10 protein-coding genes and 1 pseudogene are annotated in these 14,718 nt (G+C 73.2%); 3 read left to right on the top strand and 8 right to left on the bottom strand.

Going from position 1 to position 14,718, the window contains the following annotated elements:
• Positions 1–11: 11 nt before the first annotated feature.
• The 4 genes from AVS7_RS15050 to AVS7_RS15065 form a co-directional block, all read right to left on the bottom strand.
• A complete protein-coding gene (locus tag AVS7_RS15050) occupies positions 12–1,388 on the bottom strand; it encodes a hypothetical protein (protein ID WP_020229210.1) in 1,377 nt (458 codons plus the stop codon).
• On the bottom strand, positions 1,385–1,822 hold the full coding sequence (locus AVS7_RS15055; protein WP_020229211.1) for a hypothetical protein: 438 nt from the start codon (positions 1,820–1,822) through the stop codon (positions 1,385–1,387). The genes AVS7_RS15050 and AVS7_RS15055 overlap by 4 nt, the downstream gene beginning before the upstream one ends.
• Before the next feature lie 72 nt (positions 1,823–1,894).
• Positions 1,895–2,566: a hypothetical protein gene (locus tag AVS7_RS15060; RefSeq protein ID WP_020229212.1), complete on the bottom strand. Its 672-nt coding sequence runs from the start codon at positions 2,564–2,566 to the stop codon at positions 1,895–1,897.
• Positions 2,567–2,616: 50 nt separating this feature from the next.
• Positions 2,617–3,303: a hypothetical protein gene (locus AVS7_RS15065; RefSeq protein ID WP_020229213.1), complete on the bottom strand. Its 687-nt coding sequence runs from the start codon at positions 3,301–3,303 to the stop codon at positions 2,617–2,619.
• Positions 3,304–3,416: 113 nt separating this feature from the next.
• Here AVS7_RS15065 and AVS7_RS15070 point away from each other — a divergent pair, with 113 nt between their 5' ends.
• Both AVS7_RS15070 and AVS7_RS15075 read left to right on the top strand, forming a co-directional pair.
• The gene (locus AVS7_RS15070) at positions 3,417–4,526 is read left to right on the top strand and encodes a LuxR C-terminal-related transcriptional regulator (RefSeq protein ID WP_020229214.1); all 1,110 of its coding nucleotides are present in this window, start codon (positions 3,417–3,419) and stop codon (positions 4,524–4,526) included.
• Positions 4,527–4,562: 36 nt separating this feature from the next.
• Positions 4,563–5,669, top strand: a complete 1,107-nt coding sequence (locus AVS7_RS15075) for a helix-turn-helix transcriptional regulator (RefSeq protein WP_049696934.1) — start codon at positions 4,563–4,565, stop codon at positions 5,667–5,669.
• Here AVS7_RS15075 and AVS7_RS15080 read toward each other — a convergent pair.
• The 3 genes from AVS7_RS15080 to AVS7_RS15090 all read right to left on the bottom strand — a co-directional run bounded on the left by AVS7_RS15080 (position 5,650) and on the right by AVS7_RS15090 (position 12,895).
• Complete coding sequence (locus AVS7_RS15080; protein WP_020229216.1) at positions 5,650–7,764, bottom strand: glycosyl hydrolase family 18 protein; 2,115 nt, start codon at positions 7,762–7,764, stop codon at positions 5,650–5,652. The genes AVS7_RS15075 and AVS7_RS15080 overlap by 20 nt on opposite strands.
• A 58-nt stretch (positions 7,765–7,822) precedes the next feature.
• A complete protein-coding gene (locus AVS7_RS15085; protein WP_020229217.1) occupies positions 7,823–10,651 on the bottom strand; it encodes an IPTL-CTERM sorting domain-containing protein in 2,829 nt (942 codons plus the stop codon).
• An 81-nt stretch (positions 10,652–10,732) separates the two neighbouring features.
• Entirely contained in the window at positions 10,733–12,895 is a 2,163-nt protein-coding gene (locus AVS7_RS15090; protein WP_020229218.1) for an IPTL-CTERM sorting domain-containing protein, read from the bottom strand.
• A gap of 287 nt (positions 12,896–13,182) precedes the next feature.
• Between AVS7_RS15090 and AVS7_RS15095 the strand changes: the two genes are divergently transcribed.
• On the top strand, positions 13,183–14,361 hold the full coding sequence (locus AVS7_RS15095; protein ID WP_020229219.1) for a helix-turn-helix transcriptional regulator: 1,179 nt from the start codon (positions 13,183–13,185) through the stop codon (positions 14,359–14,361).
• 42 nt (positions 14,362–14,403) lie between these two features.
• Here AVS7_RS15095 and AVS7_RS25200 read toward each other — a convergent pair.
• A pseudogene (locus AVS7_RS25200) lies at positions 14,404–14,718 on the bottom strand (hypothetical protein); the annotation flags it as partial.

Raw genomic sequence — 14,718 nt, forward strand, 5'->3', positions numbered from 1 at the left:
CCGGGCAGTCTTCAAGGCGCAAGCACCTCGCGCACATAGCCATCGGCGCGCAGCCGCGCGGGATCGGCGTCGGCCGTGTGCGTGCCGGGGCCGCCGCGCATGCCGCCCACCAGCCAGCGGCCGCCCTGGCTCTCCAGGCTGCGCACCGGGTTCTGGCCGGGGCCGGCGGGCAGGGCCAGCCGCTGGGCGAGGCGGCCTTGTGCGTCCAGCACCGCCAGCAGCGGCGCGCCGTCGTCCGAAATGCTGGCGCCTGCCGGGTTCTGCCGGTAGCCCGTGGCGCCCGCGACGAGGTGGCGCCCGCCGGGCAGCGCGGCGATGTCGAACAGCACGTCGTCCTCTTCCACGTGCAGCACCGCATGGCGCTGCAGGCGTCCCGCGCCGTCCAGCCACGCGGCGAAGCCGTTCCAGCCGCCCTCCTGGCTCGCCACCTTTTGGCGGCCTGCGAGCGCCCAGCCTGTTTCGAGGGCGCGCAGCGCGAACACCTGCGTGGGGCCGCCCGTGTCGACGAAGGCCGCGCCCAGGTTGCGGCCCTGGCCGTCCAGCCGGGTGACGATGGCGCCGTAGTCGGGAAGCTCGGGCTGCACGGGGCCTTCGGGCGTGGCGAAGAAGTGGGCCGCATGCGCTGCGAACGCGTTGTTGTGCGGTGCGGCGGGCACGGCCACGGCGAGGCCGCCGTGCGCGTTGGCGGCGAGCAGCACCTGGAAGTGGTTGGCGAGCTGGCCGTAGGTGTCGTGGCTGCCGCTCGTCAGGTAGCGCGCCATGACCGTGGTGCCCGGCTCCACCAGGCTGCGCCAGCGTTGTGTGTAGCCGCCCTGCGCCGTGTGCGCATAGCGGTAGGCCACCACGGCGTGGCGGCCGGTGCGCAACGCCACGGCCAGGTCTTCGCCCAGCGCGGCCAGGCGCACCGCGTCGCGCGTGTGCAGGGGCAGCATCGCGGTATCGTCCTTGATGCCGCCCTGGTCGTAGTACGGGTCGAGCGGTGCCGCGGGGTCGGTCAGTTCGGCGCGGGTCAGCTCGCGGGCCTGGGCGTCCAGGCGCACCAGGCGCAATGCGCGGTGCGTGGCGAGCACGGCGGAGATCTCGCCCGAGGGGTGCAGCGCCATGTCGATGAGCGACCAGTCCTCCGGCGGCGTGTAGACGTGGCCGGCGCCCTGCCCGCCGATGCGGATGCGCCGGTCGACGGGCGCGCTGGGCAGGCCGTCGCGGTAGGGCCGGGGCTTTTCCTCCAGCGCTACATAGCCCGAGGCGCTGCCCAGGGATGCCACGCGCAGCACGAAGCGGCCCGGCACGGCGTGGTCAACGGGCGGCGGCGGCTCGCCGGTGCTGCTGCCGCTACCTCCGCAGGCGGCCAGCAGCGCGGCCAGCAAGAACGTGGGCAGGGCTTTCATGGGCGCCCCTTCTGGCGTGCGCGCAGCACCTCCACGTTGGCGAGCTGCGCAGGTGTGAAGGCCTGCGTGTTCTTCGCGCCCGGCGCCTTGTCCATCGCGAGCAGTATCCCCGCCTGCAGCGCGGCCAGCATGGCGGTGGCGTATTCGCGGCTGCTCAAGTTCTGGCGCGCCAGCGCGGCGCGCACCTGGGGGTGGGCGTCGAGCTTGCGGGCGATGTCCTCGACGGAATGGGCGTCGTCGCCATCGTCGTCCTGCTGCGGCAGGTGCTTGAGCTCGGCGGCCACCTGGTCCATGCGGTCCAGCAGCGCGGGGGTGAGGCGGAAGGTGGCCGGATCGGTGGCGCCCGCGGCCCAGGCGCCGGTGTGGGTGAGCAGCAGCGCCAGCACGGACAGGGCGGAGAAGGCCAGCGCGGCGGCCAGGGTGCGCATCATCATTGGGAAAGTCCTTGGTGATGTGGTTGAAAAACGGCTCTGGCGCTTGTACGGCAAGCGCGAGCAGCTATTGATTCAGGAGTTCTTGCGGCACAGCCGGCGTGCGCCTGCGGCGGCCGCGCCCACGGCGAGCAACGCGAGGGCGGGCAGGCCCAGGCCAGGCACGGGCTGTGCGTTGCCGGGTGGCGGCGGTGGGGGGAGCGGCGTGTCGTCGCAGGCCCCGGTCACGGCGACGGGCGGGCTCCATGCGGCGTAGAAAGCGATGGTGTTGCTGGCGAACCCGCGCTGCCCGCCCCGGTCTTGCAGCACGGCGAAAGGTGGGTTGGACCCCGGTGTCACCCAGTAGCCCCAGCCCACGGGCGCCTCCAGCGCCAAGCCGCTGGCGCTGTACTCACCTGCCTGCACGGCGGTATTGCGCACGCCGCTGAAGATGCGGTGGATCGAACCGTCGGGCAGGGTGGCGAAGGTATTGAGTGCTTCGGGCGTATGAACGCGCAGGTCTTGCCGGAACGCTGCCCCGGCCTGGCCGATGCGCACGATGACGCAAGTCAGGTCGCCGCGCGACCAGGTTTGGCCGGATGCCGTGGTGCCGCCGTTGTCGAAGATGAGGGTGAAGCGGAACGGCTCGCCATCGGTAGCGCCGGGCAGGGTGGAACCGGTGATGGTGCCGTTGTGCGTGGTGGCGAACGGTGCGGCTTGTGCTGTACTGACGGCGGCCAGCAGCGTGGCGGCAATGAGTTTTTTCATGGTCAAAATGGTCTTCAGGGCTTATGCAGAAAGCGCAAACAGCTACTTTTTCAGGAGTGGCGACGCAGCTTGCGCATGCCCAGCCCCGCTGCGCCCAGGCCCAGCAGCGCCAACGCGGGCAGGCCGAGCGCAGGCACGGGTTGCGCGCCCCCGCCGGGCGGCGGCGCGCTCACCGGCGTGTCGTCGCACGCACCGGCGACGGCGACGGGGCGGCTCCAGCGCTGCGGGTCGATGGGTACGCCGCCCCCGGCGTCGTCGAAGCTGCCCAGCGCGTCGGCGAAGGCGGTGGCCGAGCCGTTGACGTTCCAGCTCACGGGCGCGCCCAGGTCGATGGGGCCGGAGACGGTGTAGTCGGTGGCGGGTGCGGCGTAGATGCCGATGTCGAACATGCCCGTCAGTGCCGTGCCTGCCGCGTTGGCCTCGGCCGCCCCGCTGCCGTAGGAGATCTGCGTGGCCGAGCCGGTCAGCGGGTGGGTGAGGGCGGTGCGCTGCCCGGCCGCGCCGAAGCGCCAGATGGCGCAGCGCAGATCGGACAGCAGCCAGCGGCTTCCCGCGGCCGTGGTGCCGCCGCTGTCCATGACGAAGGTGACGCTGTAGGCCTCGCCGCCCTGCACGCCGGGCAGGGAGGGGTTGGCGGCAACGGTGCCGCTGTAGGTGATGGCGAACGGCGCGGCCTGGGCGGCGCTGGCGGCGGCCAGCAGCGCGGCGGCGAGAAAGGCGGGGGCGAGAACAGGCATGGGCGCGTCGGGGCGTTGGAAGACAAGCCGCCAAGGCTAGGCGCGCACGGTGCGCGCCACCCTACCCCCCCGGGGTGGTTGTGAAACGCCGCATGCCCGGTAGATTCGCCGCCATGACCGCACAACGCCACCTCGACCGCGCCCTGGCGCAGCTGCGCCGGATGGCCTGCATGGACGCCGGCGGCCCGCAGCGGATCGCGCCCGTGCTGCGTGCGCTGCATGGGCTGATCGGCTTCGACTCGGGTGGCTACCTCTACCGGCGTAGCGACGGCGAGCTGGACATCCACATGGAGAACCCTGCCATGCGATCGGTGATGCCCGCGCTTTTCGAGCCGCGGGTGCAGCACAGCGAACGGCAGGTGATGCGGCGCAGCGCGCGCCTGCTGGATGAGGCCCTGCGCTGCGAGCGCGGCGTGCAGATGCAGCACGACCTGGTGAAGGTGCCGCTGGCCGAGCTGCGGCGCAGCGACTACTACAACGCGGTGCTGCGCCCCGGCGAGGTGGAGATGGCCATGAAGCTGCCGCTGCGCACGGCGGACGGGCAGGGCATCGGCATCCTCTGGCTCTACCGCCGCGACGGCGAGCGGCGCTTCACCGGCGACGAGGCCGCCGTGCTGGGCCGGCTGGCGCCCGGCCTGGCGCGCGCGCTGCAGCCGGGCCGCCTGGAGGGAGCGGAGGCGCACGACGCCGAGGTCTGCGGCCAGGGGCTGCTGGTGGTCACGGCCATGGGCCGGCCGCTGTGGCTCGCGCCGGGCACCGAGGCGCTGCTGGCGCAGGCCTTCGGCTGGCGCTGGCGCGGCTGCGGGGGCGCGCTGCCGGCCGCGCTGCAGGTGCTGGTGCAGCGCCTCTTCCTGCCGAATGTGCGGCCGGGTGTGCCGCTGCCGCAGATGGATTTCTCCAACGCGCACGGCGTGTTCTCGCTGCGCGCCACGTACCTGGCGGGCCGCGCGGGCGAGGCCGACGCGGCGGCCATCCACATCACGCGCCGCGTGCCCGGCGGCACGCGGCTGCTGGAGCGGCTGGGCGCGCTGGGCCTGCCCCGGCGCCAGGCCGAGCTGGCCTGCTGGCTCGCGCGCGGGCTGTCCGAGGCGCAGAGCGCCGAGCGCATGGGCGTGAGCGTGAACACCGTGACCTACCACCGCCGCCACCTCTACGCGGCCCTGGGCGTGCAGGACCGGCAGGGGCTGCTGCGCTGCGTGCATGAGACCACCCCTGCGGGGTAGGGCGGAAACGGCCGCTGCGCCCTAGATTCGCGCGCCATGTCCACGAACTGCCGAGCGTCCCAGGCCCTCGCGCACCTGCGCCACATGGCCCGCCTCGATGCCGGCGGGCCGGAGCTGATCGCGCCCGTGCTGGAGGCGCTGCACGCGCTGGTCGGCTTCGATTCGAGCGGCTACTTCTACCCCGGCGCGGACGGCGCGCTGGACGCCCACATGGAACACCCGGCCGTGCAGGCGGCCGTGCCAGACCACTTCGATCCGCGCATCCTCGCGAGCGAGGCGCGGGTGTTCCACAACGTGCTGCAGCATGGCGACGACATCGCCCGCCATCCGCACGGCCCCCGCTCGCTCGCGCAGATGCTGCGCGTGCCCGTGGACGGGCTGCTGCGCAGCGACTACTACAACGTGGTGATGCGCCCCGCCGGCGTGGGCGACTGGCTGAGCCTGCCGCTGCGCACGCCCGAGGGGCGCGGCATCGGCATGCTGTTCCTGTTCCGCCCTGCCGGGGCGCGGCCGTTCGGCAGCGCGGAGCAGCTGGCGCTGGCGCGGCTGGAGGCCTGCCTCGCCAGCGTGCTCCGACCCGCCGGACTGCCCGACGAGGCAGGCGAGGTGCTGCGCGAGGGCCTGCTCGTCGTCACGCCGCAGGGGCAGCCGCTGTGGTCCTCGCCCGAGGCCGAGGCGCTGATGGCGCAGGCCTTCGGCTGGCGCTGGCGCGGCGTGGGCCGCGCGCCGTTGCCACACGCGCTGCAGCTGCTGGTGCAGCGCCAGCACAGCCCCGGCGCGCCCGCGCCGGACGTGGCGCTGCGCAATGCCCACGGCTGCTTCCACGTGCGCGCTGCGCCGCTGGCCGCCGCCGCCGGGCCGGGCGAGGCCGTGGCGCTGCACGTGACCCAGCGCATGGAGCCCGGCACCCGGCTGCTCGCTGCGCTGCGCCCGCTGGACCTGCCCCTGCGCCAGCAGGAGCTGGCCTGGTGGCTGGCGCGCGGCCTGCCCGAGTCGCAGATCGCCGCGCGCATGGGCATCAGCGCGAACACGGTGGTCTACCACCGGCGCCAGCTCTACATGCGCATGGGCGCGGCCAGCCGGGATGACCTCCTGGCTGCGCTGGGCGTCACCACGCTGGGCGTCACGGCACCTGCACGGTGACGGGCGCGGAGCGCGGCCCTTCCCGGCCCTGTGCATCCACCACGCTCACCTGGTAGCCATGGCTGCCGCTGGGCGCGGCGGCATCGACGTAGCGCGGGTCGTCGGTGGTGGCGATGGCCGTGCCGTCGCGGTACACGCGGTAGCGCGCGGCGCCCGCGATGAACGACTGCTTGACCGCCTGCATCTGCGGGTTGGCGTTCTGCTGCGGCAGCCAGCCGTAGTTCACCGTCCACACCAGCGTGCCGCCCAGGTTCTGCTCGCGCACCCATTGGCCCTTCTCCTGGATGGAGCGCTCGTCCTCGTAGCTGAGGTAGGTCACCGGCGTATTGGGGCCGCGGTTCCAGGGCTGCGAGTAGGTGATGTAGCTCTGCTTGGCCACGTCGTCCCAGTGGTAGGTGGCGCCGGGCTGGCCGAAGGCGTTGTCGTTGACCAGGCGCTGAGTGTTGTTCTCCCAGTCGCCGTTGTCCATCCAGCCCTGCATGCCGTCCAGGCTCTGGCGCGGGCCGGTCACGGGGGCGTTGTAGTACGCGCCGTACAGGCCGATCCCGATGCCCAGCTTGGCGCGCGGCACGCCCGCTTGGAGATACGCCTGCACCGTCGATTCGATGGACGTGGGGTGGTAGGTGTCCGCGCCGAACAGCGGCGAGTGGTGCCACGACAGCCAGCCCCAGTCGCCCGCCATGCTGTAGGTCATGAGGTTGAAGCGGTCCACGGCGGCGGCCACCTCGGCGTGCCAGGGGGTGATGTCCGGATCGTTCTTGTTGACCCAGAAGCCGGGCCAACTGATCTCCAGCGGCGCGGCCTGGTAGCGCGGGCGCTGCTCCGAGGCCGCACGCAGCTCGCGCAGCAGGGCCAGCGCCTGGGCGCGGGTGGCGGGCGTGTCCAGGTTCTCTTCCCAGTCGATGTCCACGCCGTCGTAGCCCTTCTGCACGGCCTTGTCGAGGATGTTCCGGATGAAGCGCGCACGCACCGTGGCGTTGGCCGTGGCGGCCACGAAGCCGGGGCCGTCGCTGTCGCCGCCGACCATCATCACGGCCTTCACGCCGGCCGCATGGGCCTTGGCGATCAGGGTGTCTTCCACCTCGGCGTGTGCGCCGCCCGCGCCTTCCAGCAGATCGCCCGCGCGGCCGCCGGGCAGCGAGCCCAATGCGGGCGCATAGCGGCCGAAGACGAAGTGCGTCATGGTGCTCATGTCCACGGCCTCGGGCGGGTAGGTCTCCCAGAACCAGCCCGCGTAGTAGCCGTTGACCCACTTGCGGCCCTGGGGCGATGCGGTCCAGGCCAGGCGCACGCCGGCGGGGGTGGCGGTGGCGCTCAGGCCGTCGCCCGGCGGGGGCGGGTCTTGTGGGTCGGGCTGCCTGGCCCGCACGGTGACGGTGGCAGACGCGCTCACCGCCGCGCCCGCCGCGTTGCGGCAGCTCAGCGCGTAGGTGGACGTGGCGGCGGGCTTCACGCTGGCACTGCCGCTCGCGGCCTGCTCTCCGCTCCAGGCGCCGCTGGCGGTGCAGGCCGTGGCGTTTTCGGTGAGCCAGGTGAGGATGCTCGTGCCGCCCGCATCGATGGTGCCGGGCTGCGCGGCGAAGGTGCCGATGCGTGGGGGCGGGGGAGGTGGCGGCTCCTCGGCCGATGCGCCGTCGATGAAGAGCTGCGCCAGCCCTTCGCCGCCCGCCTCGAAATACTCCATGCGCACCGTGTGCGCGCCCGCCTTGAGCTTGACGGTGGCCGTGTCCTCGGTGATGCCGTGGCGCGTCCAGTTATTGATGACGCGCTTGCCGTCCACGAACACGCGCACGCCGTCGTCGGTGTAGGTGGTGAACCTGGCATTGCCGGCGCTGAACGGCAGCGTCGCCGTCCAGCGCGCCGAGAACGCATCGACCGGCAGGCGTGCATCAGGGCTGTCCGTCATCCAGTAGTAGTCGATGGGGCCCGTCTCGCAGCGCGTGAGCACGGGCGCGCCGGCCAGTTTCGTGTTGGGGTAGTACTCGGCCAGCCACTGGCCGAGCGGACATTCGAGCGCGAATGCCTGGGTGCCCGCCAGCAGCAGCGATGCCGCGAGCGCGCGTGGAATGAGAGGGGAAGGGGTGTGTTTTTTCATGGTGTTTTTGGCCTCCAGCGCTTGCGTGGAAAGCGCGGGCAGCTCTCTTTTCGATAGTTCAGAACACGCGTCGCATGCGCACGCCCGCCAGCAGCATCAGCGCGGCCAGCGCCAGCAGGCTCCAGTCCGACAGCGTGGGCACGCTCTGCACGCCCGGGCCCGGTGCGGGCACCACGCCGCCCAGCGGCGGGGCGGACGCGCTGCCGCCTGCCGTGTTGGCCGTCACGGTGAAGGTGTAGGCCGTGCCGTTGGCCAGGCCGGTCACGGTGCAGCGCGTCTGCGGAGCCTGCACGGTGCAGCTCGCGCCGCCGGGCTGGGCGGTGACGGTGTAGCTGGCGGGCGGGGTGCCGGTGGTGGGCGCTTGCCACGACACGGTGACCTGCGCGTTGCCGGGCGTGGCGGCCACGTTCGTGGGTGCGTCGGGCGCGCCCGCGCCCGGGGGTGGCGGCCCGGCCAGCAGCACGCTGTTGGACGGCATGCCGTTCACGTAGAGCGTGGCGCGGTAGAAGCCCGCGCCCAGGCCGGCCGGGAGAGGGTGCGAGGTGAAGTCCGTCGCGCTCGCATCCTGCGCGGGCAGCCACCGCAGCGGGCCGCCGCTTTCGTGCTGCAGCGCCAGCAGGGGCACGTCGGTGGCCGACTGGGTGGTGCCGCCGCCGCTGCCTTCGCCGTCGCCGGTGAAGCGCAGCCCGGCGAGCGTGAGCGTGCCGCCCGCTGCCAGCGGCGCGGGCCCGGCGCCAGTGATGGCGGGCCGGCCGGCGCGCAAGGGATCGGCGAACAGCTCGGCGCCGCAGCCGGCGACCAGCACCTTGCCGGTGGCCAGCAGCGTTGCGGTGTGGCTGCTGCACGGCTGGGCCAGGTCGGGCGCGGGCTGCCAGGTGTCGTGCGCGGGGTCGTACAGCGCGGTGATGGCGGTGTCCGCGTTGCCGGCCTTGCCGCCCGCGACGAACACGCGGCCATCGGCCAGCAGCGTGGCGCTGTAGAGGGTGCGCGGACTGGGCGCGGCGGCGGCGGCCTGCCAGGTGTTGGAGGCGGGGTCGAAGACCTGGGCATTGGAAAGGTCCGCTCCCAACACCAGTACGCGGCCATCGATCAGCGGCACGGCCCGGTGCCCGGAGCGCTTGGCGCTCATGTCCGGGCCTGCCGTCCATTGGCGTGTGGCGGGGTCGTAGAACTCCACGGTGGCGAACGTGTCCGGTCCGTTGATGCCGCCCGCCACCATCACCCGCCCGTCGGGCAGCAGCGTGGCCGTGTGCCCGATGCGGGGTGTGTTCATGCTGCCCGTTGCCTGCCACTGGTTGGTGGAGGGGTCGTAGGTCTCGGCAGCGCCGGGTGATGCCATGGAGGTTCCGCCCGCCACCAGCACGCTACCGTCCGGCAGCAGCGTGGCCGTATGCCGGTAGCGGCCGATCTGCATGGGCGCTGCGTCCGTCCAGGTATCGGTGCTTTCGTCATAGAGGAGCGTGGCCTTCGACAGCTCCGTGACATTGGGTTGCTGGACGAGGGCCCAGCCCCCGGCGACGAGCACGCGCCCGTTGGGCAGCAGGGTCTGCGTGTGGTAGCTGCGCGGCGCGGGCAGCGCGGCCACGCCCAGCCACGCGGCCGGGGCCGATGCCGTATCGGGCCGGTAGCGCTGTGCGCCGGCCAGGTAGGTGTTGGTGCCGCCGCTGGCGCCGCCGGAGATGAGCACGCTGCCGCTGGCCGTCAGCGTGGCGGCGTGGAACGCGCGCGTGCCGGGGAGGCTGGCGGTGGCGGAGCGTGTGAAGGCAGCGGGGTGCGTGATCTCGGCGCTCTGGCGCACGCCCGCCTCGCCCGCGCCGGCCACCACCAGCACGTCGCCGGTGTGCAGCAGCAGCGCGGTGTGCTGGGAGCGGGGGATGTCCAGGTCGCCGTAGGGCGCGACCGTGTTCGTGGCCGGGTCGAAGACTTCGGTGCTTCCCACCAGGCTGCCGCCCAGGCCCGTGCCGCCGGCCAGCAGCACGCGGCCGTCGGCCAGCAGCGTGGCGCTGTGCTGGGTGCGCGTGGCGAAGGGCGTGGCGCTGGCGGTCCAGGCGTCGGTGGCGGGGTCGTAGACCAGCGCGGGCGTGGACGAGGCCTGGCTGCCGTCGGTGCTGCCGGCCACCAGCACGCGGCCGTCGGGCAGCAGCGTGGCGGTGTGGTCGAGGCGCGGGCCGTCGGGCAGGGGCGCGGCGGCGGCCCAGGTGTCGCTGGCGGGATTCCAGAGCAGGGCGGTGGCCAGGGGCGAGTTGCCGTTGTCCCGCCCGCCCGTGACGAATACGCGCCCGTCGGCGAGCCGCGTGGCGGTGTGCTGGCGCCGGCCCTGGCCGGGCATGCCGTCGGCGCTGGTCCAGGTGCGGGTGGCGGGATCGTAGATCTCGGTGGAGGCGAGCGCCTCCTGCCCCGCCGTGCCGCGCCCGCCCGCGACGAGCACGCGCCCGTCCTGCAGCAGCGTGGCGGTGTGCTGGCGGCGGCGCAGCGCCATCTCGGGCGTGTCGGTGAAGGTGCCGGTGGCGGGATCGAACGTGGCGGCGGCGCGCGTGGAGCTGCCGCCGCTGCTGGTGTTGCCGCCGGCGATCAGCACCGTGCCATCCCGCAGCGGCGTCGCGGTGTGCAGCGCACGCGGGCCGGGCAGGGCGGGGCCGCTGGTCCAGCGGCCGGTGGCGGGATCGTAGAACTGGGTGGTGGACTGCGGCGTGGCGCCGTTGCGCCCGCCTGCGACGAGCACGCGGCCGTCGGCGAGTGGGGTGGCGGTGTGCTGCGCGCGCGCGCCGGCGATGCTGCCGGCGCTCTGCCAGCCGGCGGCCTGCGCGGCGCCGCTGGCGACGCCCAGGCACAGCGCGGCAGCGTGCAGTACGCGGCGGGCCGTGGCAACCCATGCGGGGGTGGTCATGGTGGTTTCCTTGGTGCTACTAAACGAATAGCTGGCAGCGCTTGCGGAGCAAGCGCTGCCAGCCTTTTTTTGATGCGGTTTTCAGGCGACGTGGCGCATGCGCAGGCCCAGGAGGCCCAGCAGCGCCGCCAGCAGTGCCACGCCCCATTCGGTGAGGGTCGGAACGGGCTGCACGCTGGCGACGGTGACGGACCGCACGGCGCTGGAGGGCAAGAAACGCTGGGCCACGTCGCCGGGGTAGGCGGCGGTGAGCTGGTGCGTGCCGGCCGTGGCGAAGCGCAGGCTGCACTGGCCGTGGCCGGTGCCGTCCAGCGTGGTGTTGCACGAAGCGCCGCCGCCGCTGACGGTGACGGTGCCGCTGGTCACAGGCGTGTCGCCGGCTTCCACGGCCACGCGCACGGCCACGTCGTCGCTCACGCGCGGCGCGGTGGGGACCACGCTCACGTAGGCGGTGGTGGTCGACTGGCCCACGGCGAAGTCGAGGGTGACGGTGCAGTCCGCGGTGACGGGCGCCGTGGTGACGGTGTTGCCCGAGACGGCGGCGCCGCAGCCGGTGGCGCCGATCAGCATGTAGCTGGGCTCGGGCACGGCGGTGACGGTGGCGCGGGCGTTGTTCGCCACGCTTTGCGAGGCGGGCGTGGCGGTGCCGCCCAGGCCGTTGACGACGGCGTTCACCGTCCAGCCTGTGCCGGCCTTTTGCGCCGAGCATTGCGCCGTGGCGCCGCTGTGGGTCCCGGCGCAGCTCCAGCCCCAGGGGCCGCTGCCGGTGACGGCGCTGGGCGTGCCGGCGCTGCACAGGCGGGCGGGCGGGGCGCTCAGCACCTGGCCGTTGTCGGGGCCGCAGACGCCGTCGTCGGGCGAGGCGTCCTGGGCGAAGTGCGGGTTCACGGTGCAGTTGGCGGTCAGCGGGCCGGCGGTGAAGACGTTGCCGCTGTAGCTGCCGGGGCAGTTGCCTTCCACGGGCGTGACGAGGTGGTAGCCGGGCGCGGCCGTGATCGTGAACTGCGCCGAGCCGCCCTGGGGCAGGATCTGCACCGTGCCGGGCGTGATGGTGCCCAGGGTGCCGTTGGGCACGGGGTTGCCGGCGCCATCGCTCGTCATCGGGGTCACGTCCCAGCTGCCGGTGCAGCCGTCGGCCCAGGGCTTGGTGCCGGTGACGATGCCGTCCCACGCGGCGTTGACGGCCGCGTCCTGGCTGTTGCGCAGCGGGTTCGGGCAAGGCACCGCGCTCATGGTGTCGTTGGGCGGCATGGGCGGCGAGCCGACGAGCTGGTTGTTCTGCACGTGCAGGAAGCGCAGCGTGGCCAGCGTGGAGAGCGAGGCCGGGATCTGGCCCGTGAGCTGGTTGTCGCGCAGGTAGAGATCTTCCAGGCGGGCCAGGCCCGTGAGGTCCGGGATCGGGCCGGTGAGCTGGTTGTAGTCCACGCGGAAGTCGCGCAGTTGGGCCAGGCCGGTCAGCGGCGGAATGGGGCCGCTGAGCTGGTTGGACGATGCGATGAAGCTGTCCAGGTGGGCCAGGCCCGCCAGCGCGGTGATGCCGGTGAGCTTGTTGTTGTTGACCCAGAAGGTCTTGAGGCTGGCCAGGCCCGTGAGGTCCGGAATCGGGCCGGTGAGCTGGTTGTTCTGCACGGTGAAGCTCTCCAGCGCCGTGGCGCCGGCCAGCGGGCCGATCTGCCCGTCGAGCTGGTTGCCGCTGACGTTGAAGCTCTTGAGCTTGGTCAGTCCGCCCAGGTCGGGCGTGGAGCCCGTGAGCTTGGCGCCCCGCACCTCGAAGTCCTCCAGCTGCGCGAGATCCGTCAGCGGCGGGATGGGGCCGCTCAGGCCGCTCTGGCCCAGGCTGACCGTCACGAGCTGGGTCAGCGCGCCGATCGGCGCGATGGAACCGGTGAGCAGGCCGTTCTGGAACAGGTTGAGCGAGGTGAGCTCCCGCAGGTTGGACAGCGACGCGGGCAGGCTGCCGTTGAGGTTGGCGGCGTTCAGCGTGAGCGCGGTGACGTGCTCGCTGCCGGGGGCGCCGCTGCAGGCCACGCCCTGCCAGGTGCATTCGGTGCCCGCCGCGCCGTTCCAGTTGGCCTTCTTGGTCCAGTTGGCGCCATCGGTGTTGTCGTACAGGTCGATCAGCGCCTGCCGTTCGGCGGCGGGAATGTCGGCCAGCGCGGGCGCGCAGGCCAGGGCCGATGCAAGCGCGGCGGCCAGCGCGGCTGCCTTGTGCCGGGCCGTGGCGGCCCATGCGGTGGTGGTCATTGGGGGACTCCTGCAAGAAAACAGAAGTCCGCGATTCTTGGAACGGCCGTGCTTTCTGCCTATTGGCCACCTGGCCGATGCTTGTGCATTAGTTGGCAAAGCGTTGCTGGAGAGCCGCGGGGTATCCCCAGGGGGAATGGCGCATGCGGGGGCGACCTTGAAAAATCGCGCCCTCGGGAAATGGCCCCCACGCTCCACCGCTGCGCGGGTCGCTGCCCCCCGAGGGGGCCGCCTTTCATCTTGGGGCGGCCCGGCGATGAAAGAAAAGGGAACCCTTGCATCACGCATTGACCGATCTGCTCGGCGCAGTGGCCGACGAAGAACGCTGGGACCAGGCGCTGCACCGCTACGCCGTCAGCCTGGGCGCGGACCAGGTGGGCTGGTTCGTGCTGGGCAGCGGGCCGGAGCAACTGGCGCAGTGGGGGCCGCGCTTCGCGCAGCACCCGGACCCGCGCTACTGGCTGCGCTCGCCCTCGGCCGACGGCGCGCCCGCGCTGGTGGGCCGCGGCGTGACGGCCGAGGCCACGCTGCGCTACGCCGAGCACTACCGCGCGCAGGACCCGCTGTGGGACGCCGCCATGGCGGGCTACGCGCTGGCGGGGCCGGGCGGCAGCGCGGTGGTGACGGATGCCAGCGGCCCGGCGGCGCAGCGCTTTCGCGCGACGGCGTTCTACAACGACTTCCTGCGGCCGCACGACATCGGCACGCGCATGTTCGGCGGCGGGCAGAACACGCGGCATCCGGGCGGGCACCTGTTCGCGTCGGTCTACCGCCTGCGCGACGACGAGGGGTTCACGGCCGACCAGGTGCGGCGCTTCCACGCCGAGTTCGGCGCCTTGCAGCACGCGGCCTTCCTGCACCGCGAGATGCTCGCGCTGCGCACGCGCACGCAGGGGCTGGAGGCGCTGATGGAGCGCCTGTCCATGGGCATGCTGTTCTTGGACACGGGCGGGCGCCTGCTGCACGCCAATGCCCGCGCGCGGCTGCTGGCCTCGCTGCCCGGGCACGGCGGCCTGCGCAAGCTGCTCGCCGGCGTACCGCGGGCGGACGCGGCGCTGGGCGCGCTGTTCGCGCAGTCGCTTGCGGGCGAGAGCGGCTGCGCCGAGCTGCCGGGCGGGCTGCTGCTGGTGTCGCTCGCCGTGGGCGACCTGGCGGCGCTGGGCCTCGGCCATGGCGCGCCCGGCGTGGCCTGGGTGCTGATGGAGCGTGCGCTGGACGCCGCTGCCGCCGCTGCGCTGGCGCGCCAGGCGTGGCGCCTGAGCCCGGCCGAAACGGCGCTGCTGCTGGCGCTGCTGCGCGGCCAGACGCCGCAGGACTTCGCCGACGCGCGCGGCGTGCGCATCCGCACCGTGCGTGCGCAGATGAGCGCGCTGCTGCTCAAGACCGGCACCCAGCGCCAGCAGGACCTGGTGGCGCTGGTGGCGCGGCTGATGCTGCTGGCGCCCGGGGATTTTCAAAAAGAATAGCTGCCCGCGCTTTGCTGGTAAGCGCTGGGGCCGTTTTTTGCTTCAAGCCTGCAGCCGGTGCGACAGGTCGTCCCAGTCGCTGGCGCCCGTGGCCGCGAAGATGGCGCGCAGGTGCTTCTTCAGCGCCGCCTCGCCCACGCCGGCCAGGCGGTGGCTGTCGGCGCGCGCATGGCCCAGGCCGGCCAGCAGGGCGATCTCGCGCTGCAGGGGCGACAGCGGCAGCGCGAGCACGCGCTGCACCACGCCGATGCTGTGCGGGCGCTCCAGCTGCAGCGTGAGCAGGTGCTGCCCCGCCGCGCCCGGGCCGCCCGCCAGCGGCTGCAGCGTGCGCATGCCCGCCGCCAGCCACCCGCCCGG

The sequence above is a fragment of the Acidovorax sp. MR-S7 genome (genome assembly GCF_000400995.2).
In the GTDB taxonomy this organism is placed as follows: domain Bacteria; phylum Pseudomonadota; class Gammaproteobacteria; order Burkholderiales; family Burkholderiaceae_C; genus MR-S7.

Bases quoted from the DNA above. Each gene is read 5' to 3' on its own strand.
- AVS7_RS15085 (WP_020229217.1), bottom strand. From the start codon at position 10,651: ATGACCACCCCCGCATGGGTTGCCACGGCCCGCCGCGTACTGCACGCT.
- AVS7_RS15075 (WP_049696934.1), top strand. From the start codon at position 4,563: ATGTCCACGAACTGCCGAGCGTCCCAGGCCCTCGCGCACCTGCGCCAC.
- AVS7_RS15060 (WP_020229212.1), bottom strand. From the start codon at position 2,566: ATGAAAAAACTCATTGCCGCCACGCTGCTGGCCGCCGTCAGTACAGCA.
- AVS7_RS15055 (WP_020229211.1), bottom strand. From the start codon at position 1,822: ATGATGATGCGCACCCTGGCCGCCGCGCTGGCCTTCTCCGCCCTGTCC.
- AVS7_RS15050 (WP_020229210.1), bottom strand. From the start codon at position 1,388: ATGAAAGCCCTGCCCACGTTCTTGCTGGCCGCGCTGCTGGCCGCCTGC.
- AVS7_RS15090 (WP_020229218.1), bottom strand. From the start codon at position 12,895: ATGACCACCACCGCATGGGCCGCCACGGCCCGGCACAAGGCAGCCGCG.
- AVS7_RS15070 (WP_020229214.1), top strand. From the start codon at position 3,417: ATGACCGCACAACGCCACCTCGACCGCGCCCTGGCGCAGCTGCGCCGG.
- AVS7_RS15065 (WP_020229213.1), bottom strand. From the start codon at position 3,303: ATGCCTGTTCTCGCCCCCGCCTTTCTCGCCGCCGCGCTGCTGGCCGCC.
- AVS7_RS15080 (WP_020229216.1), bottom strand. From the start codon at position 7,764: ATGAAAAAACACACCCCTTCCCCTCTCATTCCACGCGCGCTCGCGGCA.